Raw genomic sequence first — 25,427 nt, forward strand, 5'->3', positions numbered from 1 at the left:
AAGGAGTTCTTCATGTCTGACTACACGATCATCGTGGACCCGTTGTCCACCGGGCAGGAATACCCTGCCGCGTTCAAGGAGGCCGGGCGGATCCCGGTCGCCGTCCTCAGCGGTCCGGAACCGCCGCCGGCGTACACCACCAGCTGGCATCCGGACGACTTCGAGCACGTGCACTACTTCACCGGGGACGTGGCCGCACTGGCCGAGGAGCTTCGGCGCTACGAGCCGGAGTACCTGATCCCCGGTGCCGAGAGCGGCGTCGAGCTGTGCGACCAGCTGATCGAAATCCTGGTCCCGGGCACCGGCAACGTGCCGGAGCTCGCGTCCGCGCGGCGCGACAAGTGGGAGATGGCCGAGGCGCTCCGCCGCGCGGGGGTTCCCCGGCTGCGGCAGGTGCGCACCGCGGACCCGGCCGAGGCCGAGCGCTGGCTGAAGGAGAACGACCTGCTCGGCCGGCGGCTGGTGATCAAGCCACCGAAGAGCGCCGCCGGCGACGAGGTGTACGTCGTATTCGAGGACGGCGACTGGCGGGAGCGGTTCGACCGGGTGCTCGGGCGGATCAACAAGATGGGCCTGACCAACGACGCCGTCCTGATCCAGGAGTACGCCGAGGGCACCGAGTACCTGGTCGACAGCTACACCGTCGACGGCAAGCACTCGCTGGTCGACGTGTGCCGCTACACCAAGATCAGCCGGGGCGACAAGATCGGCATCTACCACCGGATCGACTTCCTCGCCGCCGACGATCCCGAAGTGCTGGCACTGTGGCCGTACACCCAGCAGGTGCTCGACGCGGTCGGCATCCGCACCGGGTGCGGGCACGCCGAGGTGATGATGACCGCGGACGGCCCGCGGCTGATCGAGGTCGCCGCGCGGCCCGCCGGCGGCGGTCACCAGATGGTCAGCGAACTGGCCACGGGCGACAACCACATCAAGCGGACCGTCGCGCACCGCGTCCGCGGGGAGGTCCAGGACAGCTTCGACCTGGTCCAGCACCTGCGCGGCATCTTCGTCTCGGCCTATCGCGAGGGCTACTTCCGCAACCGCGAGGTCTTCGACGGCATCGAGTCGCTGAAGTCGTTCCACTGGATGAAGATCCTGCACGACGAGGACGCCGTGGTGCCCGAAACCGTGGACCTGTTCACCTGCCTGGCGTGGGTGATCCTGATTCACAGCGACCCGCAGACTCTCGACGACGACTACCACCGCGTGCTGGAGATGGAGGCCGCGATCGTCATCGACGAACCGTAGGACCGCGCGCGGGACTCGGCCTTGACCCCCCAGTCGGTCCGCTGATTCCCCACCCACTCCCTGCCCGGGTACGGACGTTCTCCCGAACGCCCGTGCCCGGGCCGTCGTCCGTTCACCTTCGGTCCGCATACTGCGACTCATGAGCCTGAGCAATCTGGCCACCGGCCGCCGGCGCCTGGCCGCGTACTGCGCCGCCGCTGTCGTGCACGTCGCCGCGGTCGCCGTCGACGCCAAGATCCTCAAGGTGGCCAGCAAGGCGACCTTGATGCCGCTGCTGCTGTCGTGGTCGCGGACGCAGAACGCCTCCGCGCTGCTCCAGGCCGCGCTGCTGGCGTCGGCTGCCGGCGATCTGTTGCTGGAGACCGACTTCCAGCTGGCCGGGATCGCCGCGTTCGCCGCTGCCCACTCCTGCTACCTGGCCGAACTGCTGTCCCAGCCGGGCCAGCGGTCGTGGCGCGTGGTCGCGGCGTACGGCGCGCTCTGGGCGGCGCTGATCGCCGTGCTGTCCCGGGACCTCGGGTCCCAGCGGGTCCCGGTCGCCGCGTACGCGTTGTTGCTGACGGCAACCGCTGTGGTGTCCCGGTGGCACAGCCCGCGCAGTGGCGCGGGCGGCGCGTTGTTCCTGTTCTCGGACGCGCTGATCGCGGTCCGGCTCGCCGGGCACGACTTCCCCGGCCGGAGCACGCTGGCGATGGCGACGTACGCCGGAGGCCAGTACTTGCTGACCTCCGGCGTCACGGATCAGCGCCGGCGTCGCCAGGGACCGGTGATCGCGTAGGTGATCCCCGGCGTGTAGACGTTGAAGAACATCGTCCGGCCGTCGGCGGAGAAGCCGGCGCCGGCGAGCTCGCCGTACTCGGGTTCTGTGGGGGTGCCGTTGTTCACCCGGTTGCGGGCGAACTTGAAGACCTCGCCGTCCTCGGTGGTGCCGAGGATGTGCTGCTCGCCGAGGCCGTCCTCACACATCATCAGCCCGCCGTACGGCGACATTGTGATGTTGTCCGGGGCGTCGAACTCGGGGTCGTCCGAGCCGGGCTTCGGCCGGGTGAAGATGACCTCGAGCCGCAATGTCTTGCGCCGCGGGTTGTAGCGCCAGACCTGTCCGTCGTGGTCGACCTTCGGGCCCAGCTCGGTCCGCGCGAACGAGGACACGAAGTACACGCACCGGTCGAGCGCACCCCACCAGCAGCCCTCGAGCTTGTAGCCGCCGGTGATCGGCTTGGCGTAGTCCTGCGCCCGGACCGACTCCGACCCAGCCAGCGGGTCGGGCACCCTCACCCACTGCACGCCCCCGAACTCCGTGCCCGCCTCCTGCACCACCGACAGGTCCGGCAGGTCCGGGACATGCATGGCCTGCAACTCACCGCCGGCCCGCAGACTGGCCCAGCCGCCGCGCGGGCGGTTCGGCAGGAACCGGTAGAACCCACCGAGCGGCGCGACGAACGCGTCCTCGGTCTCGTACACGATCCCGGTGGCCGGATCGATCGCGACCGCCTCGTGCTGGAACCGGCCCATCTCCATCAGCGGCCACGGGTTCAGATTGCGGCGGCCGTCGTACGGGTCGACCTCGAAGATGAAGCCGTGGTCCTTGGTGTAGCCGCTCTCGCCGGCCTTGAGCTCGGTCTCCTCACAGGTCAGCCAGGTGCGCCACGGCGTGATGCCGCCGGAGCAGTTGATCGCCGAGCCGCCGAGGCTGGTGAACTCCTTGACCGTGCGGTTGTGCCTGTCGACCACCAGCGTGCTGGTGCCACCGGCCGCGCCCGGGTCGTAGGTCAACTCGGCCGGTGCCTTGACCGGGATGGTCGCGGTCGGGCTGCACTCGTGGTTGCGCACCAGCCGGTTGCCGCCGTGGCGGTCCGGGAACGTGCCCATCCCGTCGAACCGGCTCGGTGTCTTCAGCCCGTCCTTGCGGACGTCGCCCTCGCGCGACAGCACCTTGTACCGGAACCCGCGGGGCAGGTCGAGCATTCCCTTCGGGTCCTCGATCAGCGGTCCGTACCCGATCTTGGGCCCGGACGTGCCGAGCGCCGGCTGAGCGGTGTACAGCGCCTCGACGGACCCCACCACACTGACGGCAACACCCGCCGCGGCGGCGCGAGCGACGAACTGCCGTCTGGACAGGGGATTTGATGCGGTCACGGCCGGCCTCCTTGTGCGTACAAGCAGTTGACGCCAGTGAACGTACGGTAAACAACAACCCAACAGCAAGAGAACGAGTGTCAGACACTCACCGTGACCGCTTTCAATCTACTGGTAACAGGGCTTGCTGAACTCGTGCGCGGCCGCCGTCTTGCCGGTGAAGAAGTTCTTCTCCACCGCCACACCGGTCGGCGACGGCGCGTCGACCTTGGAGATCAGGCTCTGCCGGAAGACCCGGTCGTTCGGCTCCCCGCCGTACTTGCCGGCATCGGCCGGGAGCATGCCTTCGTAGTCGACGGTGGTCAGCGACTTCACCGCGGCCAGCAGCCCGGCGCGGGTCAGGTCCTTGCTCTCGACCGCCTTCTCCAGTGCCGCCTTCATCGGGTACGACCAGACCCAGCCGGCGGTGTACCCGTCGCTCGGCGCGGCCCTGAAGGCCGCCTCGCCCACGGTCTCACGCAGCGCCTTGTGCCCCGGCGTGTCCGTCCCGTACGGGCCCCACGGCCCGGACTGCAGGTACAGCGCGGTCAGCGCGGGCGCCGCCGGGCTCTTCAGCAGCGCCGGGTTCCAGGTCGGGCTGGTGCCGATGAACTTGCCCTTGAAACCGGCCTGCGCGGCGCCGCCGACGATCGTCGCGGCCTCGGTCGGGCCGGTGGTCAGGATGACCACGTCCGGCTTGGCGGCCACCAGCTTGGTGATCGCCGCGCCCTGGTTCTCCTGGCCGGGCGCCGTCGGGATGTCGGTGAAGGTCAGCCCGTTCGCCGCGGCGGCGATCTTCGCGCCGGCCGCGGCGTCGTCCCCGTAGTCGCCGGGGAAGTGCACGGCCGCGACCGACTTGGCCTTCAGCGTCTCCGCGCCGTAGTCGACCGAGTTCATCGACTCGAAGCAGTAGTTCGTGCCGGACTCGAGAATCACGTCCTCGAAGGCCCAGGCCGAGGTCCACGACGCCGGGACGGCGATCACGTTGCTCGCCTTGAGGTCGGCCAGGATCGCCGCGGTCGGGGGCGAGCCCAGGGTCTGCGCGAGGCCGAGCACGTTCGGCTTGATCTCGGCGTACACCTCGTTGTGCACCTGCGGGTTGTACTTGTTGTCCTTGGTGTACTTGACCACGTCGACCTCGTAGTCACCGACGCCGCCGGCGGCGTTCACCCGCTTCCAGAACGCCTTCTGCCCCTCCGTCACCGGCACGCCGAGCGCCTTGAACGGCCCTTCGGTCAGGTCGGAGATCACGCCGAGGTAGATGCATCCCTTGGCCTGGTCGACCGCGTCAGGGCACGGTTCCTGGGTCACCCCGACGTCGAACTTGACGCCCTCGCTGCCCTCCTGCGTCTCGGGGGCGTCGTTGCGGCATCCCGCCACCGCCAGTACGGCGGCCACCAGGCCCACCGCGACCGTCCTGCGCCGTGTGTTCATCGCTGTTCCTCCTCGGTCTCCCCAGCGCCGGCCCGGTCGGGTCAGTGCGAGAAGGGCCACGCCTTCCAGTAGGTGCGGATGCGGATCCAGATCCCGAACAGCCCGCGCGGTTCGAAGATCAGGAAGCCGATGATCAACAGGCCGTACAGAATCGCCTCGACCTGGAAGACCGTGATGCCACCGGCGGTGGAACTGCTGCTCACGAACGGCAGCACCGCCGGCAGTTCGCGGGTGAGCCGCGGCAGCAAGGTGATGAACAGCGCGCCCAGCACCGATCCGGAGATGGTCGCCACGCCACCGACCAGGATCATCGCGATGTACTGCACCGACAGCGCGAGGTTGAACGACCCCGGCTCGACGAAGCCGATCATCACGTACAGCAGCGCCCCCGCGACGCCGGCGTAGAACGACGACACCGCGAAGGCGATCATCTTGTACCGGGTCACGTCGACGCCGATCACCTCGGCGGCCAGGTCCCGGTCCCGGACCGCGGCCAGCGCCCGGCCGATCCGCGAGCGGACCAGGTTGCGGGCCAGCACGCCGAAGATCACCAGCAGCACGAACATCAGCAGGTAGAGCTTCTGCGCCTTGGTGAACATCGCGCCGTCGACGGCGAACTCCAGCCCGAACAACTCCGGTACTGCGGCCGGCCGCCCGACCCCCACTCCCCCGGTCAGGTCCCGCCAGTGCTTGAACACGTGCTCCCCGATGAACACCAGTCCGAGCGTCACGACGGCGAGGTACAGCCCGCGCAGCCGGGCGGCCAGCGGAGCGACGATCAGCCCGGCCAGCCCGGCGACCAGACCGGCCGCGAGCAGCCAGACCGGCAGCGACGTGATCCCGAACCCGATCAGCCGCGTGCTGTCCGGATCGCCCGACAGGGCCGCGGCCGTGTAGGCCCCGATCGCCAGGAAGAACGCGTGCCCGAGCGACACCTGCCCGGCGTACCCGGTGACGATGTTGAGGCCGATCGCCCCGATCGCCGCGACGAACGCGGTGGCCAGCACGACGAGCAGATCGTCCTCGAGCACGAACGGCAGGGCGACCGCCGCGACGACCAGCACCAGCGTCCACCAGCGTTTCGCCGGGGTGTTGAGCAATGCCATGTCCTGCCCGTACGACGTGGCGAGCCGGCCGCTCATATCCGTTCCACCTCGCGGGTTCCGAACAGGCCGTACGGTCTGACCAGCAGGACGAGCAGCATCAGCAGGTACGGCACGACCAGGAAGAAGTCGCCGCCGAAGACCGGGCTGAGCGAGCCGCCGTAGTTGCCGACCAGCGCCTCGACCACGCCGATCGCCAGGCCCGCGACCACCGCGCCGCCGAGCGAGTCGAGCCCGCCGAGAATGATCACCGGCAGGGCCTTGAGCGCGGTCAGCCACAGGTTCTGTTCGAGGCCGATGCCGGTGGACAGGAACACGCCGGCCAGTCCGGCCAGCATCGCCGCGAGTGCCCAGGACAGCGCGAACACCGCGCCGACCGAGACGCCTTGGGCTTGAGCGACCTCCTGGTCCGACGACGCCGCGCGCATCGCCAGCCCGGTCCGGGACCAGCGGTAGAAGGCGAACAGCGCCGCGACGACAACCAGGGTCGTGACGAGGGTGGCGAGGTGCCGCTGGTCGATCGTCACTCCGCCGACCGCCAGTTGCTTCAGGCCCCAGGGATCGCCCATTTGCCGGATGTCCACGCCGATGAACGAGTTCACCACCGTTCGGATCACGATGTCGACGCCGAGGGTGATGATCGCGATCACGAACACCGGCTTGCCGATCATCGGCCGCAGCGCCAGTCGTTCGACGCCGGCACCGAGCAGGCCGGTGAGCAGCAGGGCGACCACGACCGCCAGGAAGAAGTTCATCGACAGCACCAGGTAGCTGACGAGCAGACCGCCGACCATCATGAAGGCCGGCTGGGCGAAGCTGATCACCCGCATGGACTTGTAGACGATCACGAAACCGAGCGCAAGCAGCGCGTAGATCGACCCGTTGCCCAGGCCGCGGACCACCGTGGCGACCAGATCGTTCATCGCGCACCCACCCGGTACATCGACTCGACCAGCTCCTCGTACGCCGACGCGACGGCGCTGCGCTTCACCTTCTGCGTCGCGGTGAGCTCGCCGTCCTCGTGCTCCAGCAACTTCGGCAGCAGCCGGAACGTCTTGACCTGCTCTACGGTCGCGAACCGCTCGTTGACCTCGTCGACCACGCCCTGCACGAGCGCGATCACCTCCTGCTTGGAGCTCAGGTCGCGGTACGTCGAGTACGGCAGCCGGCGCTGCTGGGCCCAGTGGCCGACGGTGTCCGGCTCGATCCCGATCAGCGCGGTCAGGTACTTGCGGCCGTCGCCGATCACCACCGCCTCCTTGACGTACGGCGAGGCCTTCAGCGCGTTCTCGATCTCCGACGGCGCGATGTTCTTGCCACCCGCGGTGATGATCAGGTCCTTCATCCGGTCGGTGATGCGCAGGTGGGTGCCGTCCACCCACTCGCCGACGTCGCCGGTGTGCAGCCACCCGTCCGGGTCGATCACCCGCGCGGTGGCCTCGGGGTCGTGCCAGTAGCCGGCGAACGTGCCGTCGTGCCGGGTGAGGATCTCGCCGGTGAGCTCGTCGATCCGGATCTCGGCCCGGTCGTGCGGCTCGCCGACCGTACCGACCTTCACCCGGCCGGGACGGTTCGCGGTGGCCACCGCCGAGTTCTCGGTCATCCCGTACACCTCGTGCATCGGCAGCCCGAGCCCCATGAAGAACCGCAGCACCTCGGGTGCGATCGGCGCGGCCCCGGACGCGGCGTACCGGACCTTGCGCAGGCCGACGCGGTCGAGCAGGGCGCGGTAACAGACCAGGTAGCCGACGGCGTGGACCAGCCGCGAAGCCACCGTGTGCCGGCCGCCATTGGCCGCCAGGACGTCGCCGATCCAGTCCGCCCGGCGCAGCCAGAATCCACCGGCGGACCGCTTGAGCGGGCCCGCCGACGCGATCCGGATCTGTACGCCGGCCGCGATCTTCTCCCAGATCCGCGGGACGCCGAACAGGATGGTCGGCTGCACCTCGTGCAAGTTGCCGGCGACGGTCTCGATCGACTCCGCGAAGTGCACGCAGACCCCGGCGCCGGCGCCGAACCAGCAGCTGAAGACCCGCTCGGCGACGTGGCACAACGGCAGGTACGACAGCACGCTGTCCTTCGGCGAGGGCGGTGCTCCGGTGAAGCCGCCGCGCTCGACCAGCTCCCGGATGGCGAAGTCGACGTTCGCGACGGTCAGCATCACGCCCTTCGGCGGGCCCGTCGTCCCCGAGGTGTAGACCAGCGTCGCCACGTCGTCCGGGCGGGCCTGGTCCATCCGCTCGTCCACCGCCGCGGGGTGGGCGGCCCGGTGTTGTTGGCCGAGGGCAAGGAAATCGGGCCAGGCGAGCAGCCGCGGGTCGTCGTACCGGTTCCTGATGCCGCGTGGCTCCAGGTAGACGATGTGCTCCAGGTCCGGCAGTTCGTCGGCGACCGCGAGGGCCTTGTCGACCTGCTCCTGGTCCTCCGCGACCAGCACCCGGGAACCGGAGTGACGCAGCAGGTAGGCGACCTCGGCGACCGGGTTCGTCGGATAGAGCCCGACCGTGGCGGCCCGCACCGCGACCGTGCCGACGTCGGTGTACAGCCACTCCCGGCGGTTCTCCGAGTGGATCGCCACCCGGTCCCCCGGTTCGATGCCGAGGGCAAGCAACGCGTGACCGACCAGCGTCGCGGTGTCCCAGTACGCCGACCAGCTGACCTGTTGCCAGAGCCCGAGATCCTTCTCCCGCAGGGCGATCACGTCCGGGGTCGTGCGGGCCCGCTCGCGCACCCGCGTCGCGATCGTGGCGAGCCTGGTCCCGGCCGTGACGGTGCTCATGACCGGTCCACGATCCGGTGCTGTTCGCCCAGGTAGGCCCGCACCACGTCGGGATCGGCGGCGACCTCCCGGGGCGGACCGGTCCGAATCGGGCGGCCGAAGTCGACCACCAGGATCCGGTCGGCCAGGTCCATCACCAAGCCCATGTCGTGCTCGACCATCACGATCGGCAGTCCGAGCTCGTCGCGGATGTCGAGGATGAACCGGGCCATGTCCTCGGTCTCCTCGAGGTTCATCCCGGCGACCGGCTCGTCGAGCAGCAGCAGCTTCGGTTCCGCGGCCAGGGCCCGGCCCAGCTCGACGCGTTTCTGGACGCCGTACGGCAGCAGGCCGACCGGCATCCGCCGCCACGGGGCCAGCTCGAGGAAGTCGACGATCCGCTCGACCGCGAGGCGGTTGGCGCACTCGTTGCGGCGGGCCTTGCCCAGCCACGCGAACGCCGCGAGCACGCCGTACGGGTGGTGGTGATGGCGGCCGAGCATCAGGTTGTCGAGCACGGTCAGGTTGGAGAACAGTTCGATGTTCTGGAAGGTCCGGGCGATGCCGAGCCGGGCGATCGCGTGCGGTTTGCGCCCGATCAGCTCGTGGTCGCCGAACCGGACCGAGCCGCGCTGCGGGCGGTACACACCGGACAGCACGTTGAAGATCGAGGTCTTGCCCGCTCCGTTCGGGCCGATCACCGCGAACAGTTCGCCCGGTTCCACGGTGAAGCTGACGCCGTTCAGCGCGGTCACGCCGGAGAACTCCAGCAGCACGTCGTCGAAGCTCAGCACCGGCGGCGGCGCCGGGGCCGTCTCCTCCGGCCGGGTCTGCGTGGCGGTCACGACAGCCACCGCTTCCGGCGCCGGTAGTGCTTCACGTCCCGGAACGACCGGGCGCTGCCCTCGGCGCCGAGCCCGAGGTAGAACTCGCGGACGTCGCCGTCGGCGAGCAGTTCGGCGGCCGGCTTGTCCATCACCATCGCGCCGTTCTCCAGCACGTACCCGTGCTCGGCGATCGCCAGGGCCATCGCCGCGTTCTGCTCGACCAGCAGCACTGTCGTTCCGGCCCGGTTGATGTCGACGATCACGTCCCGGATCTGCTGGACGACCAGTGGCGCCAGGCCGAGACTGGGCTCGTCCATCAGCAGGTACTCCGGATCCGACATCAGCGCCCGGCCGATCGCCAGCATCTGCTGCTCGCCGCCGGACAGGTATCCGGCCACCGTGCGCCGCCGGTCGGCCAGCACCGGGAACAGGTCGTAGGTGCGGTCCAGGTTGACCTTCAACGACTTCGGCCGGACGTGCCCGCCGATCCGCAGGTTCTCCTCGACCGTCAGCTCGGTGAAGATCCGGCGGCCTTCCATCACCTGTTTGATGCCCAGGGCAGCGATCCGGCTCGGCCCCAGGCCGTGCACCGGCTCGCCGTCCAGCGTGATCGAGCCGCGGCTGACCTTGCCGCCGTGCAGGTCCAGCAGGCCGGACAACGCGCGCAGCAGGGTGGATTTGCCGGCCCCGTTCGCGCCGAGCAGCGCGACGATCCGCCCCTGCGGGACCTCGAGGCTGACCCCGCGCAGGACCAGCATCACCTCGTCGTAGACGACTTCGAGATTCGTCGCTGCCAGCACGTCCGGCCTCCTGGATCCCCGAAGGTTCCCACCGTCCTGGCGAGTGAGTGTGACAGCAGCGATGTCGTCTACGGAAGAGCTCCGGCCCGGAAACCGGACGCCGATGCCCGAACCGTGATCGGCGCCCGCGGGCGGCGTTCGTGCTGGTCAGGAGTGAACTGGCGCGACGCCTGGGTACAGCCGGGGGCGGAACGGCTCAGAGCGAGCGGACCCAGTTGGCCAGCAGTTCGGCGCCGGCGTCGCCGGACTTCTCCGGGTGGAACTGGGTCGCCGACAGCGGCCCGTTCTCGACTGCGGCGACGAAGCGGTCACCGCCGTACGACGTCCAGGTGACCTTCGGCGCAACCGACTCGCGGGCGTCGATGAGCTCCCACTCGCGCACGCCGTAGGAGTGCACGAAGTAGAAGCGTTCCTTCTCGATGCCCTCGAACAGCGTGCTGCCGGCCGGCACGTCGACGGTGTTCCAGCCCATGTGCGGGACCGGCTCGGTGCCCTCGGGCCGCAGCCGCTCGACCGTCCCGGGCCATTGCTCGCAGCCCTCGGTCTCGACGCCGTGCTCGATGCCCTTGGCGAACAGGATCTGCATCCCGACGCAGATCCCGAGCACCGGACGGCCGCCGGTCAGGCGCTTGTCGACGACGGCGTCGCCGCGGACCGACTTCAGTCCGGTCATACAGGCCTCGAACGCGCCGACGCCGGGCACGAGCAGACCGTCGGCGTCCAGCGCCTGCTGGTAGTCCGAGGTCACCGTGACGTCGGCGCCGACGCGCTGCAGCGCCCGTTCGCCGGATCGGATGTTGCCCGAGCCGTAGTCGAGCAGGACGACCTTCTTGCTCACAGTGCTGTCCTCACAGGGCGCCCTTGGTGGAGGGAATGCCTGGCTGCCGCGGGTCCAGCTCGGCCGCGTCGCGCAGTGCCCGCGCGAACGCCTTGAACTGCGCCTCCACGATGTGGTGCGGGTCGCGGCCGGACAGCACCCGGATGTGAATGCAGATCGCCGCGTTGAACGCGAGCGTCTCGAACACGTGCTGGGTCAGCGAACCGGCGTAGTCGCCGCCGATGATCGCGTAGACCTGACCGTCGGGCTCACCGGTGTGCACGCAGTACGGCCGGCCGGACAGGTCGACCGTGCAGTGCACGAGCGCCTCGTCCAGCGGCACGGTCGCGTCGCCGAAGCGGCGGATGCCCTTCTTGTCGCCCAGCGCCTCTCGCAGCGCCTGGCCGAGACCGATCGCGGTGTCCTCGACGGTGTGGTGCGCGTCGATCTCCAGGTCGCCGACCGTGTTCACGTGCAGGTCGAGCAGCGCGTGCTTGGCCAGCGCGTTGAGCATGTGGTCGTAGAAGCCGACCCCGGTGGAGATGTCGGCCCGGCCGGTGCCGTCCAGGTCGAGCTCGACCAGGACCTTGGACTCGCTGGTCTCCCGGTCGATCCGGGCTGTGCGACTCATGACTGCCTTCCCACGTCGGTCTTCAGAACTTTCTCCAGCGACGCCCGGAACGTCGCCATCTCGGCGCCGGTGCCGATCGACACCCGCAACCAGCCGTCCGGCCCGGTCTCCCGGATCAGCACGCCGTCGTCGAGCAGCGCCTGCCAGACCGCGTGCCGGTCGGCAAATGTGCCGAACAGGACGAAGTTCGCGTCCGAGTCGACCGCGCGCAGGCCCTGCGCCCGCAGCCACTCGACGGTCTCGTCCCGCTCGACGCGCAGCTGACCGACCCGGCCGAGCAGCTCGTCGGAGTGCCGCAAGGCTGCCCGCGCGACCGCCTGGGTCACCGCGGACAGGTGGTACGGCAGCCGCACGATGCGCAGCGCGTCCACCAACTGCTTGCTCGCGGCAAGATAACCGACCCGGGCGCCGGCCAGCGCGAACGCCTTCGAGGTCGTCCGCGCCACCGCGAGATTCGGGTACGCCGGCAGCAGGCTGACCGCGCTCGGCGTCCCCTCCCGGCGGAACTCCGCGTACGCCTCGTCGACCACCAGCACCGCGCCGATCGACGCGGTGCGGCCGGCGAGTGCTTCGATCAGCTGGATCGGCAGCGCCGTACCGGTCGGGTTGTTCGGCGAGGCGAGCAGCACGACCGAGGGGCGGTGCCGCGAGATCGCCGCGAGCGCCTTGCTCTGGTCGAGCGTGAAGTCGTGCGACCGGCGGCCGACGACCCAGCCGGTGTTGGTGTCGCGCGCGTACTCCGGGTACATCGAGTACGTCGGGGCGAACGACAGCGCCGTGCGGCCCGGACCGCCGAAGGCCTGCAGGAGATGCAGCATGACCTCGTTCGACCCGTTGGCCGCCCAGAGCTGCTCGGCGGTCAGGTGCGCTCCGGACTCCCGGCCGAGGTAGGCCGCGAGGTCGGCGCGCAGGTCCATGAACTCGCGGTCGGGGTAGCGATTGAGCCCGGCCGCGGCCGCGGCGACCGACGCGGTGATGTCCGCGACGACGGCCTCGCTCGGCGGATACGGGTTCTCGTTGACGTTGAGCAGCACCGGGACGTCGAGCTGCGGTGCGCCGTACGGTTCGAACGCTTTCAGCTCGTCGCGGATCGGCAGCCCGTCGAAGCGGCCCATCAGTTGTCCCTGGTGATTCGCTCGGACGCGGCGATCTCGGCCAGATCGCCGGACAGGGACGCGGCGTTCTCGTCGCTGTCCCCGGACGCGGCGGTGCCGGCCCCGGACGCCCCCGGGCCGGGGAAGCGCGCGGACACGGCGGCGCCGTGCGCGGGCAGGTCCTCGGCGTTCGCGAGCGCGACGACGTGGCCGGCGACCTCGTGCAGCGCATCGCGGCTGTAGTTCACCACGTGCATCGCCTTGAGGAAGCTGCGCACGGACAGGCCGGACGAGTGGCACGCGCAGCCCGCGGTGGGCAGCACGTGGTTCGACCCGGCGCAGTAGTCGCCCAGCGAGACCGGGGACCAGCCGCCGACGAAGATCGCGCCGGCGTTGTTGATCAGCGCGGCCCGCTGCTCGGCGTCCTCGGTCTGGATCTCCAGGTGCTCGGCGGCGTACGCGTCGACCAGCGCGGTGCCCTGGTCGAGGTCGTCGACCAGCACGATGGCCGACTGCTGCCCGGCGAGGGCTTCCGTGACGCGCTCGGAGTGCTTGGTCCGGGCAACCTGCCCGGGCAGCTCGGCCTCGACCGCGGCCGCGAGCGACTCGCTCGGCGTGACCAGCACGCTGGCCGCCATCGGGTCGTGCTCGGCCTGGCTGATCAGGTCGGCGGCGACGTGCGCCGGTTCGGCGGTCGCGTCGGCCAGCACGGCGATCTCGGTCGGGCCGGCCTCGGAGTCGATGCCGACCTGGCCGAGCAGGAACCGCTTGGCCGCGACGACGTAGATGTTGCCGGGGCCGGTGATCAGGTTGACCTTGCGGCACCCGTCGAAGCCGTAGGCGAACCCGGCGATCGCCTGCGCGCCGCCCATCGCGTACACCTCGTCGATGCCGAGCATCGCGCAGACCGCGAGCACGGTCGGGTGCGGCAGGCCACCGAACTCCTTCTGTGGCGGCGATGCCACAGCGAGCGACGGGACGCCGGCAACCTGGGCCGGAACGACGTTCATCACCACGCTGGACGCCAACGGCGCACGACCGCCCGGCACGTACAGCCCGACGCGCTGGACCGGCACCAGTCGCTGGGTCACCCGGCCACCCGGCGCCGGCTCGGACGCGACGTCGCCGCCGAGCTCGTCCTCGCTGACCTCGCGGACCCGGCGGATCGACTCCTCGAAGGCAGCACGCACCGTCGGGTCGAGCTCCTCCAGCGCCGTCTTCAGCGCCTCGGCGGGGACCCGGAGGTCGTCCACGCGGACCTGGTCGAACTTCTCGCCGTACTCCCTGATCGCCTCGAGACCACGATGCCGGACGTCCAGACAGATCGGTCGGACGACGTCGAGAGCCTTCTCGACGTCGAACACGGCTCGGGGCACCAGGGCGTGAACTTCGGCAGGGAGATCAAGGAGCTCTCCGGCCGCCACTCGGCCCCGCAGGTCGACGCGGCGAATCATGGGCCCCAGTCTAGTGGTCACCACCCGCGGGCCGTGGCTCGGCGTACAACCTGTGGATGGTTGCCCTAGGCTCGACGGTATGGACTCTCGGCTGCCGCTGCTCACCGTCGAGACGGTGATCTTCCCGGGGCTGGTGCTCCCACTGCCGATCACGGACGTCCAGGGGCGGTCGGTGATCCGCGACCTGGTGGAGAACGGCGGCGAGATGGCGTGCGGCGCGATCGCGGTCCGCGACGGTTACGAGCTGGGCGACCGGGTCTTCCGCTCGCTGTACGGCACCGGCTGCGCGGCCACGATCTCCGAGATCACGCTGGACCCCGACGACGAGGGTCCGGTCGAGGTGACGCTGACCGGCAACCGCCGGTTCAAGGTCGACGAACTGGACAGCACCGGCGACTACCTGGTCGCCGACGTCGAGTGGCTGGCCGAGGAACTCGGCGACGACCCGCTCGGTACGGCGATGATCGCCGTACAGCGCTTCCGCCGGTACGCCGCCGCGGTCACCGAGATCTCCCGCCCCGGCCTGCACATCGGCTCGCTGCCGGACGATCCCGGCACCCTGTCGTACTTGATGTCGGCCGCCACCACTCTGCTCACGCCCGAACGCCAGAAGCTGCTCGAGGCTCCCGACACCACCACCCGGCTGGCGCACCTGATCGGCCTGCTGGACAACGAGCTGTCCGCCATCGCCGCCATCCCGTCACTGCCCGACACCGACATGTCCTGGGCGACGATGCACCCGAACTGAGCCATACCGGAGTGAATCCCACAGTGGTATCGTCGTGGTATGAGCAAGCAGATCACCGTACGCCTGCCCGACGAACTGGTGGAGTTCATGGACCGGCTCGTCGACGACAACAAGGCGCCGTCCCGAGCCTCCGTGGTGGCCCGGGCGATGGAGCGCGAGCGCCGCCGCGAACTGGCCGCGCGTGATCTCGCGCTGCTCGCCGAGTACGGCGAACCGTCCGACCTCGACGGCCTGGCCGCGAGCGCCGGCGGAACCGTGCTCACCGACCTCGACTGATGCGCCCGATCCACATCGCCCGCCTGGACAAACCCCGCCCGGTGGTGGTCCTCACCCGCGAACTGATCCGCCCCCGCCTCACCAATGTCACCGTCGCCCCGATCACCAGCACGATCCGCGGCCTGTCGACCGAAGTCCTGGTCGGCCCCCAGAACGGCCTGGACCACCCCAGCGCGATCAGCTGCGACAACATCCAGACCATCCCGAAGGTCCAACTCGGCCGCCTGATCGGCTACCTGCTCCCCGACCAGGAGCCGGCCCTCACCGAAGCCGTCACCCTCGCCTTCGACCTGGAACTCCTCTGACCCGAGCCGCGCTCCCCCACCGCTGAACGCCCTTCTTGATCGGTTGTTGTGGGGCGAGGCACGAGGTTGCATCCGATCACCGTCCGGCCGGGTCGGTTCCGGCATGATGGCGGGGTGGAGCTCATCGAGCGGATTGAACGGGCCGAGACCGAGCTGATCTGGAGTTTCGGTGACATCCCCGGACCCGGCCCGTCTCTGCTGGGGCTGACGCGCCGCCGGTTCGGCTCGGTCGTGGCTCTGGCGGCACCACGGGACACTTTGTCGTTCTGGTCCCAGGCGTCCGGGTTCGGCCTGGACAGGCCGGTGACCTCGGCTGCCATCGGCGAGGTCCTGGCCTATCTGAAGGCGGCCGGTTGTACGACGGCCAGCCTGAGCATCGCCCCGAGTGCGCTTCCGCCGGATTGGGAGGCCATCGCCACGTCGTACGGGATCACCGCCGGCCAGACCACGGTCCAGGTCGTGCACGCGGCCGCGCCCATCGTGCAGGCACCGTCCGACTTCCGCATCGAGCCGATCGGGCCGCGCTATGCCGATGTGTGGGCGCGGCTTCAAGTGGACGCGTACGAGATGCACGACGACGGTTTCCGCGCCATGCTCGCGGCGTACACCGACTGGCCCGGCGTCACCGCGTACGCCGCCTGGGACGGCGACACGATGGTTGCCACCGGCTCCCTGCATGTCGTGGACGGCGTTGGCCGGCTGCGCAGCGGCGCGACCCACCCGGCACACCGGGGAAGAGGGGCGCAGTCAGCGCTGCTCACCCGCCGGGTCGCCGACGCCTTCGCGCAAGGCTGCGACCTGGTCACCACGGGCTCGTACAAGCCCGAGCCAGGCAGGCACAACCCGTCGCTGGCCAACTTGCTGCGGCTGGGTTTCGAGGCGCTGACAGAGCGCACACCGCAGATCTGGCGCCTTTCTTGACTGGCTACGTCTGCGTGATCGAGCGGTTGGGCACGTCGAGCGTCCCGGTCGGCTGACCGGACCCACGGCGGTCCGGGTCGGCCTGACCCGGACCCGCCGCGATGTGCTCGGGTGGTCAGCCGAGCTTGGTGACGTCTCGGACGGCGCCCTTGTCGGCGCTGGTGGCCATGGCGGCGTAGGCGCGGAGGGCTTGGGACACCTTGCGGTCGCGGGACTTGGGTGCGTAGACGCCGGCCAGGGCCTCGCGGCGGGCGTCGAGTTCGGCGTCGTCGACCAGCAGCTCGATGGAGCGGTTCGGGATGTCGATGCGGATCTGGTCGCCGTCCTGGACCAGTGCGATCGTGCCGCCGGAGGCTGCCTCGGGTGAGGCGTGGCCGATGGACAGGCCGGACGTCCCGCCGGAGAAGCGGCCGTCGGTGACCAGCGCGCAGACCTTGCCCAGGCCGCGCCCCTTCAGGAACGACGTGGGGTAGAGCATCTCCTGCATGCCGGGCCCACCCTTCGGCCCCTCGTACCGGATCACCACGACGTCGCCGGGCTGGACCTGCTTGGCGAGGATCTTCTCGACGGCTTCCTCCTGCGACTCGCAGACGACGGCCGGGCCCTGGAAGGTCCAGATCGACTCGTCGACGCCGGCGGTCTTCACCACGCAACCGTCCTCGGCCAGGTTGCCCTTGAGCACCGCCAGACCGCCGTCGGTGGAGTACGCGTGCTCGAAGTCGCGGATGCAGCCGCCGGCCGCGTCGGTGTCGAGGGTGTCCCAGCGCTCCGACTGCGAGAACGCCGTCGCCGACCGGACACAGCCCGGCGCAGCGTGCCACAGCTCGACGGCCTCGGCGGACGGCGAACCGCCACGCAGGTCCCACGTCTTCAGCCACTCGTCGACCGAGTCACTGTGCACGGTGTGGACGTTCTCGTTGAGCAGGCCGGCCCGGTACAGCTCGCCGAGGATCGCCGGGATGCCGCCGGCCCGGTGCACGTCCTCCATGTAGTACGTGCCGCCCGGCGCGACGTTCGGGGCGACCTTGGCCAGGCACGGCACCCGGCGCGAGACCGCGTTGATGTCGTCCAGGCCGAAGTCGACCTCGGCTTCCTGGGCCGCGGCCAGCAGGTGCAGGATCGTGTTGGTCGAGCCACCCATCGCGATGTCGAGCGCCATCGCGTTCTCGAACGCGGCGCGGGAGGCGACGTTGCGCGGCAGCACGGTCTGGTCGTCGGTGTCGTAGTACCGCTTGGTGATCTCGACGACCGTGCGGCCGGCGTTCTCGTACAGCGCCTTGCGGGCGGTGTGGGTGGCCAGCACCGAGCCGTTGCCGGGCAGCGACAGGCCGATCGCCTCGGTCAGGCAGTTCATCGAGTTCGCGGTGAACATGCCCGAGCAGGACCCACAGGTCGGGCAGGCGTTCTCCTCGATCCGCTGGATGTCGGCGTCGGAGACGTTCTCGTTGACCGCCTCGGACATCGCGTCGATCAGGTCCAGCTTGCGCACGGTGCCGTCGACCAGCGTGGCCCGGCCGGCCTCCATCGGCCCGCCGGAGACGAACACGGTCGGGATGTTCAGCCGCAGCGCGGCCATCAGCATGCCCGGGGTGATCTTGTCGCAGTTGGAGATGCAGATCAGCGCGTCGGCGCAGTGCGCCTCGACCATGTACTCGACCGAGTCGGCGATCAGGTCGCGCGACGGGAGGCTGTAGAGCATGCCGCCGTGACCCATCGCGATGCCGTCGTCGACCGCGATCGTGTTGAACTCACGCGCGATACCTCCGGCGGCGTGGATCGCCTCGGACACGATCCGGCCGACCGGCTGCAGATGCGTGTGGCCGGGCACGAACTCGGTGAAGCTGTTGGCCACGGCGATGATCGGTTTGCCGAAGTCCTCCCGGGCTACCCCGGAGGCCTGCATGAGGGCGCGGGCGCCCGCCATGTTGCGGCCGTGGGTGACGGTACGGGACCTCAATGCGGGCACGACGGTGTCTCCTCGCTACTCGGACTGCTCCCTAGCATGGTGCCACTCCCCGTCCGGATGCCGAAACGCCGGTCCCACATCCCGGCACGCCCGCCGCTGGTGGCCCGACCGGGCGAGTCGTCTCCGGCGTACGGGCGGCTACCGCGAGGCCGAGGTCGGCCAACCCCGCCCGGCGAACTCGACGGCCTTCGGGTCCGGACCGAAGCGGTTCGGTCCGGGTGTCCCGGCGGTCACGCAGAAGACCAGCAGGACGATCCAGCCGACGACCGGCAGGAAGGCCATCAGCAGCCACCAGGCCGTCCGGTCGACGTCGTGCAGCCGCCGGGCCGTCACCGCGACGGTCGGGACGATGATCGCGAGCCCGTACACCCAGGTCAGGACACCGGTGTCCAGCAGGACATCGTCGGTGCCGAGCAGCCAGTCCGCGAACTCGATCACGATCGAGATGATCAAGTCGACGAGGTGAACATCCAGAACTCCCGGCGCCGGGCGCGACCGCTGAACACGGCGTACCGCTTGACGACCTCGAGATACCACCGCACGGGAGTCCCCCTCCGTTCGAGCCGGTCCCGCACCCTAACCTGCGCCGAGGTCCGTACCAGGACAGACGCCGAGCATGCGATCTCTTCTCTGAACACCACCAGCGGCACGTCGGCGCGCCCCACCATCTGCAGACCGCCGAGCAGATCCCGAACCGCTTCGACCTCGGAGATCCAGCCACTCAGCTGACGGCCTTCAGGCGGTGCTGGGTGTGGAGTTTGGTGAGCCAGGCGGCGAAGGCGCGGAGGTCTTCGACGTTGGTTTGGGGCCTCCGGCACGACTGTCCTTGCCCATGTGCGGCTGCCGGTCGCATGCAGCCGGGAGATCTTGTGCCTGCTGCGGTTCGGGCTGCTGCCACTCACATCGTCAACGGGTGAGCCGGAGGCGGCCCTCGCCCGCCGCCGGGCTGAGCGGGAGCTTTTGTCCCGGGCGCGATCTAGCCTGGAGGGATGGAGGACCTCGAGCTGCATGTGCACCGGGTGCATCCCGCGCTGCGCCCGTATCTCGACGAGCTGGTCGGCTACTCCTACCGCGGTGATCCGCCCGCACTGCACCGGGGACTCCCCTCCCGCTCGCTGACAGTCGTGATGACGCTGGACGACCCACTGGGCATCGCGTGGCCGGGTGCGCCGGCGGAGAAGTTCGAGACGTTGGCCGGCGGACTGCATTCGACCGCCGTCCGGATCAGCCAGTCCCCCAACCGGGCCGGGCTCCAGTTCGCGCTGACTCCGGCCGGTAGCCGGGCGTTGCTCGGCCTGCCACCGGGTGAACTGGCGTCGATGGTCGTGCCGCTCGACGACGTGCTTGGCCGCTCGGCGCGTGAGCTGGCCGAGCAGCTCCGGGAGACTTCCAGTTGGGAGCAGCGGTTCGCGATCGTGGAGCGGCTGCTGCTCGAGGCATGGCGGGACGAACCGATCCCCGAGCCCCGCGCCGAGCTCAGCTGGGCCTGGCAACGGCTGGCGCAGTCCGGCGGCGGCGTCGGCGTACAGGATCTGGCGGCCGAGGTCGGCTGGGGGCGTCGGCACCTGACCGAACGCTTCCGCCGGGAGTACGGTCTGGCTCCCAAGGTCGCCGCGCGGGTGATGCGCTTCGAGCAGGCCGTACGGCGACTGCGGAGTTCGCCCGGGACGAAACTCGCCGACCTGGCCGCTGACCTCGGATACGCCGACCAGGCCCACCTGTCGCGCGAGTGGAACGCGCTGGCCGGCTGCTCGCCGCGGCAGTGGATGACCGAGGAACTCCCATACGTTCAAGACGGGGCCGCCGTGCGGCGGGCAGAGTCGCGGGTATGAACACGACACAGAACACAGTGAGAATCGGCGTCTGGCCGACGCTGATCTACCGCGACGGGCCGGCCGCACTGAAGTTCCTCACCGAAGGGCTGGGGTTCACGGTGGTCGCCTCCTACCCCGGCGAGGCCGAGGGATCGATCGCGCACGCCGAACTGCACTGGCCGCACGGTGGTGGGGTGATGGTCAGCTCGGTCGATCGCCACGCCGAACCCAACGAGTTCGACCGGTTCGTCGACCAGGCACAAGGAATCTATCTCGTGCACGACGACCCGGATTCCCTTTATCCACAGGTGATCGCGGCCGGTGCGAAGGTGCTGCGGGAGCTGCGCGACGAGGACTTCGGATCGCGCAACTTCAGCGTCACCGACTTCGAGGGCAACGCGTGGAGCATCGGGACCTACGCCGGGGAGGCCCCGTAATCCACAGGGCCCCACCGGGTGTCCACGGATCTCCGTAGAATCGCCGTGTGGCCGAAACGACACCGGAACTGCCAGACTCCGAAGCCCTGCAGGTACTGCACCGGGTGTTCGGGTACGACGCGTTCCGCGGGCAGCAGCGCGACATCATCGAGACCGTCGTCGGTGGTGGTGACGCGCTCGTCCTGATGCCGACTGGAGGCGGCAAGTCGCTGTGCTACCAGATCCCGGCGCTGGTCAGGTCCGGCGTCGGCGTGGTGATCTCGCCGTTGATCGCCCTGATGCAGGACCAGGTCGACGCGCTCACCGCGCTCGGCGTCCGGGCCGGCTTCCTGAACTCGACGCAGGACTTCGAGCAGCGCCGCGAGGTCGAGCAGGCCTTCCTGTCCGGTGACCTCGATCTGCTTTACCTGGCCCCGGAGCGGCTCCGGGTCGAGTCGACCGTGCGGCTGCTGGATCAGGGCAAGATCTCGTTGTTCGCGATCGACGAGGCGCACTGTGTGTCCCAGTGGGGACACGACTTCCGGCCCGACTACCTGATGCTGTCGGAGCTGCACGAGCGCTGGCCCGACGTGCCGCGGATCGCGCTGACCGCGACAGCGACCGAGGCCACCCACGCCGAGATCGCCACCCGGCTCAACCTGACCGAGGCCAAGCACTTCGTCGCCAGCTTCGACCGGCCGAACATCCAGTACCGGATCGTCCCGAAGGACAACCCGCAGCGCCAGCTGCTCGAGCTGCTGCGCACCGAGCACGAGGGTGACGCGGGCATCGTCTACTGCCTGTCCCGCAACAGCGTCGAGAAGACCGCGACGTTCCTGACCCAGAACGGGATCGAGGCCGTGCCGTACCACGCCGGCCTGGACAGCCGGACCCGGGCGAAGAACCAGTCCCGCTTCCTGCGCGAGGACGGCCTGGTCGTGGTCGCGACGATCGCGTTCGGCATGGGCATCGACAAGCCGGACGTACGGTTCGTCGCGCACCTGGACCTGCCGAAGTCCGTCGAGGGGTACTACCAGGAGACCGGTCGCGCGGGCCGGGACGGACTGCCCTCGACCGCCTGGCTGGCGTACGGGCTGCAGGACGTCGTGCAGCAGCGCAAGATGATCGACACCTCCGAGGGCGACGCCGCGCACCGGCGCCGACTCGGCACGCATCTCGACGCGATGCTCGCGCTCTGCGAGACCGTGCAGTGCCGTCGGGTCCAACTGCTCGCGTACTTCGGCCAGCAGGGCGAGCCGTGCGGAAACTGCGACACCTGTCTGACCCCACCGGAGTCGTGGGACGGCACGATCCCGGCGCAGAAGCTGCTCTCGACCGTGTACCGGCTGCAGCACGAGCGGAACCAGAAGTTCGGCGCCGGTCAGGTGATCGACATCCTGCTCGGTAAGCAGACCGAGAAGGTCAAACAGTTCCGGCACGACGACCTCAGCGTCTTCGGCATCGGCACCGAGCTCAAGGACACCGAGTGGCGCGGGGTCATCCGCCAGTTGCTGGCCCAGCGGCTGCTCACCGTCGAGGGCGACTACGGCACGCTCGTGCTGACCCCGGACAGTGCCGAGGTGCTCGGACGCCGGCGCGAGGTGATGATGCGTCGTGAACCCGAACGGGTCACGCGCTCGCGGTCGTCGTCGGGTGGCGGCAAGAAGAAGATCGTCGACCTGCCGGCCGAGGCGGCGCCTGTGTTCGAGCGGTTGCGCGCCTGGCGCGCGGCGACGGCCAAGGAACAGGGCGTCCCGGCGTACGTGATCTTCCACGACGCGACGCTGCGGCAGATCGCGACCGACCTGCCGAGCTCGCTGACCGAGCTGGGCAAGATCAGCGGCGTCGGCGAGAACAAGCTGGCCAAGTACGGCGACGGCGTACTGGAGGCGCTGGCCGGGGAGTAACCCGTGGGGCGAGCCACAGGACAGGTCTGCGCGGCTGTTCGTTGCCGTCGGCCACGAGGTCGTCCTGCACACCGGCAGCATGCAACACGCGGACGACGCACGCGCCGCGACCCCGCACCGCCGCGGCTTTCCCTTCGGGATGCACCGCGGCGGGCACTTTGTGCTCGACGACCTGGACCAGCCGTCGGAGACGGTGGTGTCGCTGGCGAGACCGATCGTCGGCTGACCGGCGTAGGGCTGGATCAGCCTTCGACGAGGTAGAGCACGTTGCCGTCGGGGTCGTGGAAGGTGAACATCGGCGGGACGCCGGGCCAGCTGAGGAGGTCGTCGACCGGGACGCCTCGCTCGGTCAGGGCGGCGTGCGCGGCGGTCGCGTCGGAGGTGGCGAAACGGATGCCGGTGTCGCCGCCGGCCGGGGTCTCGTCGCCGGCGGGGACCAGGGCGAGCGCCGCGGCCGAGCCGGGCGGCGCGACGACGATCCAGCGGCCGCCGAGCTGTGGCAGCGGAGCGTCCATTTGCAGGTCGAAGCCGAGGGCGTCGACGTAGAAGGCGACAGCCCGGTCCTGGTCGGTGACCGGTACGGCGACGGTGCTCACGGCGGTGATGTGGTTCATCGGTTGTCCTCTCGGGAGTGGTGGTTCACCCCGAGGTAGAAGCTGGATCAGCGGTTTCGACATCGGCCGGAGACGAATTCAGCAATTGCCGCATCCGGGAAGCCACCGTGGGCGGGAAGGCGTAGACGACGAGCCACTGGTGCGGCTGGTCGAGCACGGCGACGACCTCGTAGCCGATGGTGATCGGGCCGAGCTGCGGGTGCCGCAGGCGTTTGCCGCCGGTGACCCGCTCGCGGACGTCGCGTCGGGCCCAGCGGGCGGCGAAGTCGGGGCTGGTGCCGATGAGTTCGTCGACCAGCGCGCGGAGGGCGGGATCGTCGACCAGGTGCCCGGCGGCGGAGCGCAGATGGGCGACGGTGTCGTCGGCGACTTCGGGCCAGTCGGCGAACAGCGTGCGGGCGGACGGATCGGTGAACACGTAGCGGGCGTTGTTCGAGCCAGGACCGGGCCGCTCCCCCGGCTGCGGCAAGCGACCAGGGAAGAGCAGGGTCGCGGCGCGGTTCCACGCGAGCACATCGCCGGTGCGGCCGAGCACCACGGCCGCGGTTGGTGGAACGAGCAGGCCGATCAGCCGGAGCGCCGACTGCGAAACCTGCTCGGTCGGCGGCACGGCCGGTGCGACACTCTGCCCAGCCAGCGCTTTCAGGTGACGCGACTCATCGGCGGTCAGCACGAGCGTGCGGGCGAGAGCGTCGAGCACGGCCGTCGACGGATGCGGCGCGTGCCCCTGCTCCAGACGGGTGTAGTAGCCGACGCTCAGACCGGCGAGTTCGGCGATCTCCTCGCGCCGCAGCCCCGGCGTACGGCGTGGAGTGTCCGGCAGCCCGGCCTCGGCAGGAGTGAGCCGGTTGCGGCGTTCGCGCAGGAACGCGCCGAGCTCGCGTGACCGGCCGGCGAACCGCGACATCGGATCTCCTGACTGTCCCTGACAGGTGCACCCGGCAACCTTTTTCCGGTCGCCGGCACCGACCACGGTAGTAGGCATGGCTGTCACCACCACGACCCGACCGGCGCTCGCGTCCGGCCTCGCCGCCGCGTCCTTCTTCCTGATCACGCTGAACGCGTCGCTGGTGACCGTCGCGCTGCCGTCCATCGGCCGCGACCTCGGCGCGGGGCCCGCCCTCGCCTGGATCCTCACCGGATACTCGCTGACCTTCGCCGTCTGCCTGCTGCCGGCCGGCACCTGGTCGGACCGGATCGGAGCGCGGCGAGCCTTTGTCATCGGGATGATTGGTTTCGTCGCCACCTCGGTGGTCTGCGCGGTCGCGAGCAACCTGCCGGTCCTTCTCGCCGCCCGGGGCATCCAGGGAGCGGCCGCCGCCGCGATTCTCCCGTCGGGGCTGGCGTTGCTCACCGCCGCAGTGCCCGATCCAGTACGCCGTACGCGGGCAGTCGGCCACTGGTCGGCGGCGGGCGCGGTCGCGCTGGTCGTCGGCTCGCCGGTCGGCGGAGCGATCACCACGGCGCTCGGCTGGCCGGCCACGTTCTGGCTGAACGTCGCCGTCGGCCTTCCGGTGCTGATCGGCGCGTTCGGTGTGCCCGCCGGCGCGCGCTCGGGCGCGCGGACGAGGCCCGGTCCGGTCGGCGCGCAGGTCGTGGTGAGCACGGTGACCGGGTTCGCGGTGAACTTCGCGTCGTACGGGGTGATCTTCGGGGTGACGGTCTTTCTGCAGCAGTTGCTGCAACGATCGGCGTGGATCAGCGGGCTGATCTTCGTCCCGATGACACTGCTGATCATTCCGGCCAACCTGCTCGCCGGCCGGTTGACCGCGCGGTACGGGCCCGGGCGGGTGCTGACCGGCGGCCAGGCGTTGATGCTGGTCGGTCTCACCGGGCTGTGCTCGGTCGACGAGCGGGTCGCGCTGTGGGTGCTGGTCGGGTGGCTGCTGCCGATCGGTGCGGGGGCCGGACTGGTCGCGCCGGCAATCACGACCATGATGCTGGACGGAGTCGCAGCGGCGCGCGCGGGCTTCGGCGCCGGTCTGCTGAACGCGAGTCGGCAGGTCGGGAGCGGGGCGGCGGCCGGGCTCTTCGGCGCCCTGCTGGGGGCAGCGCACTTCCTGGCCGGCTTTCGGCTCAGCCTGCTGATCGCTGGGCTGGTGGTTGCCCTCAGCATCCTCTTGGTGCACCTGACAGGTGTACCCACACGGCGCGCGGAGCGGCGAGACTGACC

The 25,427-nt window shown here is 69.9% G+C and carries 25 protein-coding genes and 1 pseudogene; 11 read left to right on the plus strand and 15 right to left on the minus strand.

From position 1 onward, the window contains the following. The first annotated feature begins 12 nt into the window (after positions 1-12). Entirely contained in the window at positions 13-1,251 is a 1,239-nt protein-coding gene (locus BWI15_RS24360) for an ATP-grasp domain-containing protein (RefSeq protein ID WP_077016768.1), read from the plus strand. A gap of 139 nt (positions 1,252-1,390) precedes the next feature. Beyond that, positions 1,391-2,029, plus strand: a complete 639-nt coding sequence (locus BWI15_RS24365) for a lysoplasmalogenase family protein (RefSeq protein WP_083750977.1) — start codon at positions 1,391-1,393, stop codon at positions 2,027-2,029. Here the strand turns inward: BWI15_RS24365 and BWI15_RS24370 are convergent. The 11 genes and pseudogenes from BWI15_RS24370 to hisD all read right to left on the minus strand — a co-directional run. After that, positions 1,993-3,390, minus strand: a complete 1,398-nt coding sequence (locus tag BWI15_RS24370) for an alkaline phosphatase PhoX (protein WP_143465800.1) — start codon at positions 3,388-3,390, stop codon at positions 1,993-1,995. The two genes, BWI15_RS24365 and BWI15_RS24370, sit on opposite strands and share 37 nt — an antisense overlap. 108 nt (positions 3,391-3,498) lie before the next feature. After that, the gene (locus tag BWI15_RS24375) at positions 3,499-4,803 is read right to left on the minus strand and encodes an ABC transporter substrate-binding protein (RefSeq protein WP_077016769.1); all 1,305 of its coding nucleotides are present in this window, start codon (positions 4,801-4,803) and stop codon (positions 3,499-3,501) included. A gap of 41 nt (positions 4,804-4,844) precedes the next feature. Continuing rightward, positions 4,845-5,945 (minus strand): branched-chain amino acid ABC transporter permease, encoded by a 1,101-nt coding sequence (locus BWI15_RS24380; RefSeq protein WP_077016770.1) that lies wholly within the window; start codon positions 5,943-5,945, stop codon positions 4,845-4,847. Then, entirely contained in the window at positions 5,942-6,829 is an 888-nt protein-coding gene (locus BWI15_RS24385; protein WP_077016771.1) for a branched-chain amino acid ABC transporter permease, read from the minus strand. The genes BWI15_RS24380 and BWI15_RS24385 overlap by 4 nt, the downstream gene beginning before the upstream one ends. Further along, positions 6,826-8,685: an AMP-dependent synthetase/ligase gene (locus tag BWI15_RS24390; protein WP_077016772.1), complete on the minus strand. Its 1,860-nt coding sequence runs from the start codon at positions 8,683-8,685 to the stop codon at positions 6,826-6,828. Before BWI15_RS24390 ends, BWI15_RS24385 begins: the two co-directional genes overlap by 4 nt. Next, positions 8,682-9,509, minus strand: coding sequence for an ABC transporter ATP-binding protein (locus BWI15_RS24395; protein WP_077017251.1), 828 nt, complete (start codon positions 9,507-9,509; stop codon positions 8,682-8,684). Before BWI15_RS24395 ends, BWI15_RS24390 begins: the two co-directional genes overlap by 4 nt. Further along, complete coding sequence (locus tag BWI15_RS24400; RefSeq protein ID WP_077016773.1) at positions 9,506-10,291, minus strand: ABC transporter ATP-binding protein; 786 nt, start codon at positions 10,289-10,291, stop codon at positions 9,506-9,508. The genes BWI15_RS24395 and BWI15_RS24400 overlap by 4 nt, the downstream gene beginning before the upstream one ends. A 196-nt stretch (positions 10,292-10,487) precedes the next feature. Beyond that, complete coding sequence (gene hisH, locus BWI15_RS24405; protein WP_077016774.1) at positions 10,488-11,129, minus strand: imidazole glycerol phosphate synthase subunit HisH; 642 nt, start codon at positions 11,127-11,129, stop codon at positions 10,488-10,490. 10 nt (positions 11,130-11,139) lie between these two features. After that, the gene (gene hisB / locus BWI15_RS24410) at positions 11,140-11,739 is read right to left on the minus strand and encodes an imidazoleglycerol-phosphate dehydratase HisB (RefSeq protein ID WP_077016775.1); all 600 of its coding nucleotides are present in this window, start codon (positions 11,737-11,739) and stop codon (positions 11,140-11,142) included. Beyond that, entirely contained in the window at positions 11,736-12,854 is a 1,119-nt protein-coding gene (locus BWI15_RS24415) for a histidinol-phosphate transaminase (protein WP_077016776.1), read from the minus strand. The genes hisB and BWI15_RS24415 overlap by 4 nt, the downstream gene beginning before the upstream one ends. 125 nt (positions 12,855-12,979) lie before the next feature. Then, positions 12,980-14,287: pseudogene (hisD, locus tag BWI15_RS24420) on the minus strand (histidinol dehydrogenase); the annotation flags it as partial. 79 nt (positions 14,288-14,366) lie between these two features. Between hisD and BWI15_RS24425 the strand changes: the two are divergent. The 4 genes from BWI15_RS24425 (at position 14,367) to BWI15_RS24440 (ending at position 16,537) form a co-directional block, all read left to right on the plus strand. Next, positions 14,367-15,035: an LON peptidase substrate-binding domain-containing protein gene (locus BWI15_RS24425; RefSeq protein ID WP_077016777.1), complete on the plus strand. Its 669-nt coding sequence runs from the start codon at positions 14,367-14,369 to the stop codon at positions 15,033-15,035. Between the two features lie 39 nt (positions 15,036-15,074). Beyond that, positions 15,075-15,311 (plus strand): ribbon-helix-helix domain-containing protein, encoded by a 237-nt coding sequence (locus BWI15_RS24430; protein WP_077016778.1) that lies wholly within the window; start codon positions 15,075-15,077, stop codon positions 15,309-15,311. After that, positions 15,311-15,616: a type II toxin-antitoxin system PemK/MazF family toxin gene (locus BWI15_RS24435; RefSeq protein WP_077016779.1), complete on the plus strand. Its 306-nt coding sequence runs from the start codon at positions 15,311-15,313 to the stop codon at positions 15,614-15,616. The genes BWI15_RS24430 and BWI15_RS24435 overlap by 1 nt, the downstream gene beginning before the upstream one ends. Before the next feature lie 114 nt (positions 15,617-15,730). Further along, positions 15,731-16,537, plus strand: a complete 807-nt coding sequence (locus BWI15_RS24440) for a GNAT family N-acetyltransferase (RefSeq protein ID WP_077016780.1) — start codon at positions 15,731-15,733, stop codon at positions 16,535-16,537. Between the two features lie 115 nt (positions 16,538-16,652). Here the strand turns inward: BWI15_RS24440 and ilvD are convergent, their stop codons facing one another. Together ilvD and BWI15_RS24450 are read right to left on the minus strand one after the other, a co-directional pair. Further along, a complete protein-coding gene (gene ilvD / locus BWI15_RS24445; RefSeq protein WP_077016781.1) occupies positions 16,653-18,503 on the minus strand; it encodes a dihydroxy-acid dehydratase in 1,851 nt (616 codons plus the stop codon). Positions 18,504-18,641: 138 nt separating this feature from the next. Beyond that, the gene (locus tag BWI15_RS24450) at positions 18,642-18,941 is read right to left on the minus strand and encodes a DUF805 domain-containing protein (RefSeq protein ID WP_269087187.1); all 300 of its coding nucleotides are present in this window, start codon (positions 18,939-18,941) and stop codon (positions 18,642-18,644) included. Positions 18,942-19,492: 551 nt separating this feature from the next. On the opposite strand from BWI15_RS24450, the gene BWI15_RS24455 reads away from it, so the two are divergent. From BWI15_RS24455 to BWI15_RS39495, 4 genes are all read left to right on the plus strand, one after another. Continuing rightward, positions 19,493-20,335, plus strand: a complete 843-nt coding sequence (locus BWI15_RS24455; RefSeq protein ID WP_077016782.1) for an AraC family transcriptional regulator — start codon at positions 19,493-19,495, stop codon at positions 20,333-20,335. Continuing rightward, positions 20,332-20,754 carry a VOC family protein gene (locus tag BWI15_RS24460; RefSeq protein ID WP_077016783.1) on the plus strand — a complete coding sequence of 141 codons (423 nt, stop codon included), beginning with the start codon at positions 20,332-20,334 and terminating at the stop codon, positions 20,752-20,754. The genes BWI15_RS24455 and BWI15_RS24460 overlap by 4 nt, the downstream gene beginning before the upstream one ends. A 47-nt stretch (positions 20,755-20,801) precedes the next feature. Next, positions 20,802-22,640, plus strand: coding sequence for a DNA helicase RecQ (recQ, locus tag BWI15_RS24465; RefSeq protein WP_077016784.1), 1,839 nt, complete (start codon positions 20,802-20,804; stop codon positions 22,638-22,640). 79 nt (positions 22,641-22,719) lie between these two features. Next, on the plus strand, positions 22,720-22,866 hold the full coding sequence (locus tag BWI15_RS39495) for a hypothetical protein (RefSeq protein ID WP_168197365.1): 147 nt from the start codon (positions 22,720-22,722) through the stop codon (positions 22,864-22,866). A gap of 16 nt (positions 22,867-22,882) precedes the next feature. On the opposite strand, the gene BWI15_RS24470 is transcribed toward BWI15_RS39495, so the two are convergent. Continuing rightward, a complete protein-coding gene (locus tag BWI15_RS24470) occupies positions 22,883-23,254 on the minus strand; it encodes a VOC family protein (RefSeq protein WP_077016785.1) in 372 nt (123 codons plus the stop codon). A 25-nt stretch (positions 23,255-23,279) separates the two neighbouring features. Further along, a complete protein-coding gene (locus BWI15_RS24475; protein WP_077016786.1) occupies positions 23,280-24,161 on the minus strand; it encodes a helix-turn-helix transcriptional regulator in 882 nt (293 codons plus the stop codon). 76 nt (positions 24,162-24,237) lie between these two features. On the opposite strand from BWI15_RS24475, the gene BWI15_RS24480 reads away from it, so the two are divergent. Continuing rightward, positions 24,238-25,425 carry an MFS transporter gene (locus tag BWI15_RS24480; RefSeq protein ID WP_077016787.1) on the plus strand — a complete coding sequence of 396 codons (1,188 nt, stop codon included), beginning with the start codon at positions 24,238-24,240 and terminating at the stop codon, positions 25,423-25,425. Positions 25,426-25,427: the final 2 nt, after the last annotated feature.

The sequence above is a fragment of the Kribbella sp. ALI-6-A genome (genome assembly GCF_001984195.1).
Classification (GTDB): domain Bacteria; phylum Actinomycetota; class Actinomycetes; order Propionibacteriales; family Kribbellaceae; genus Kribbella.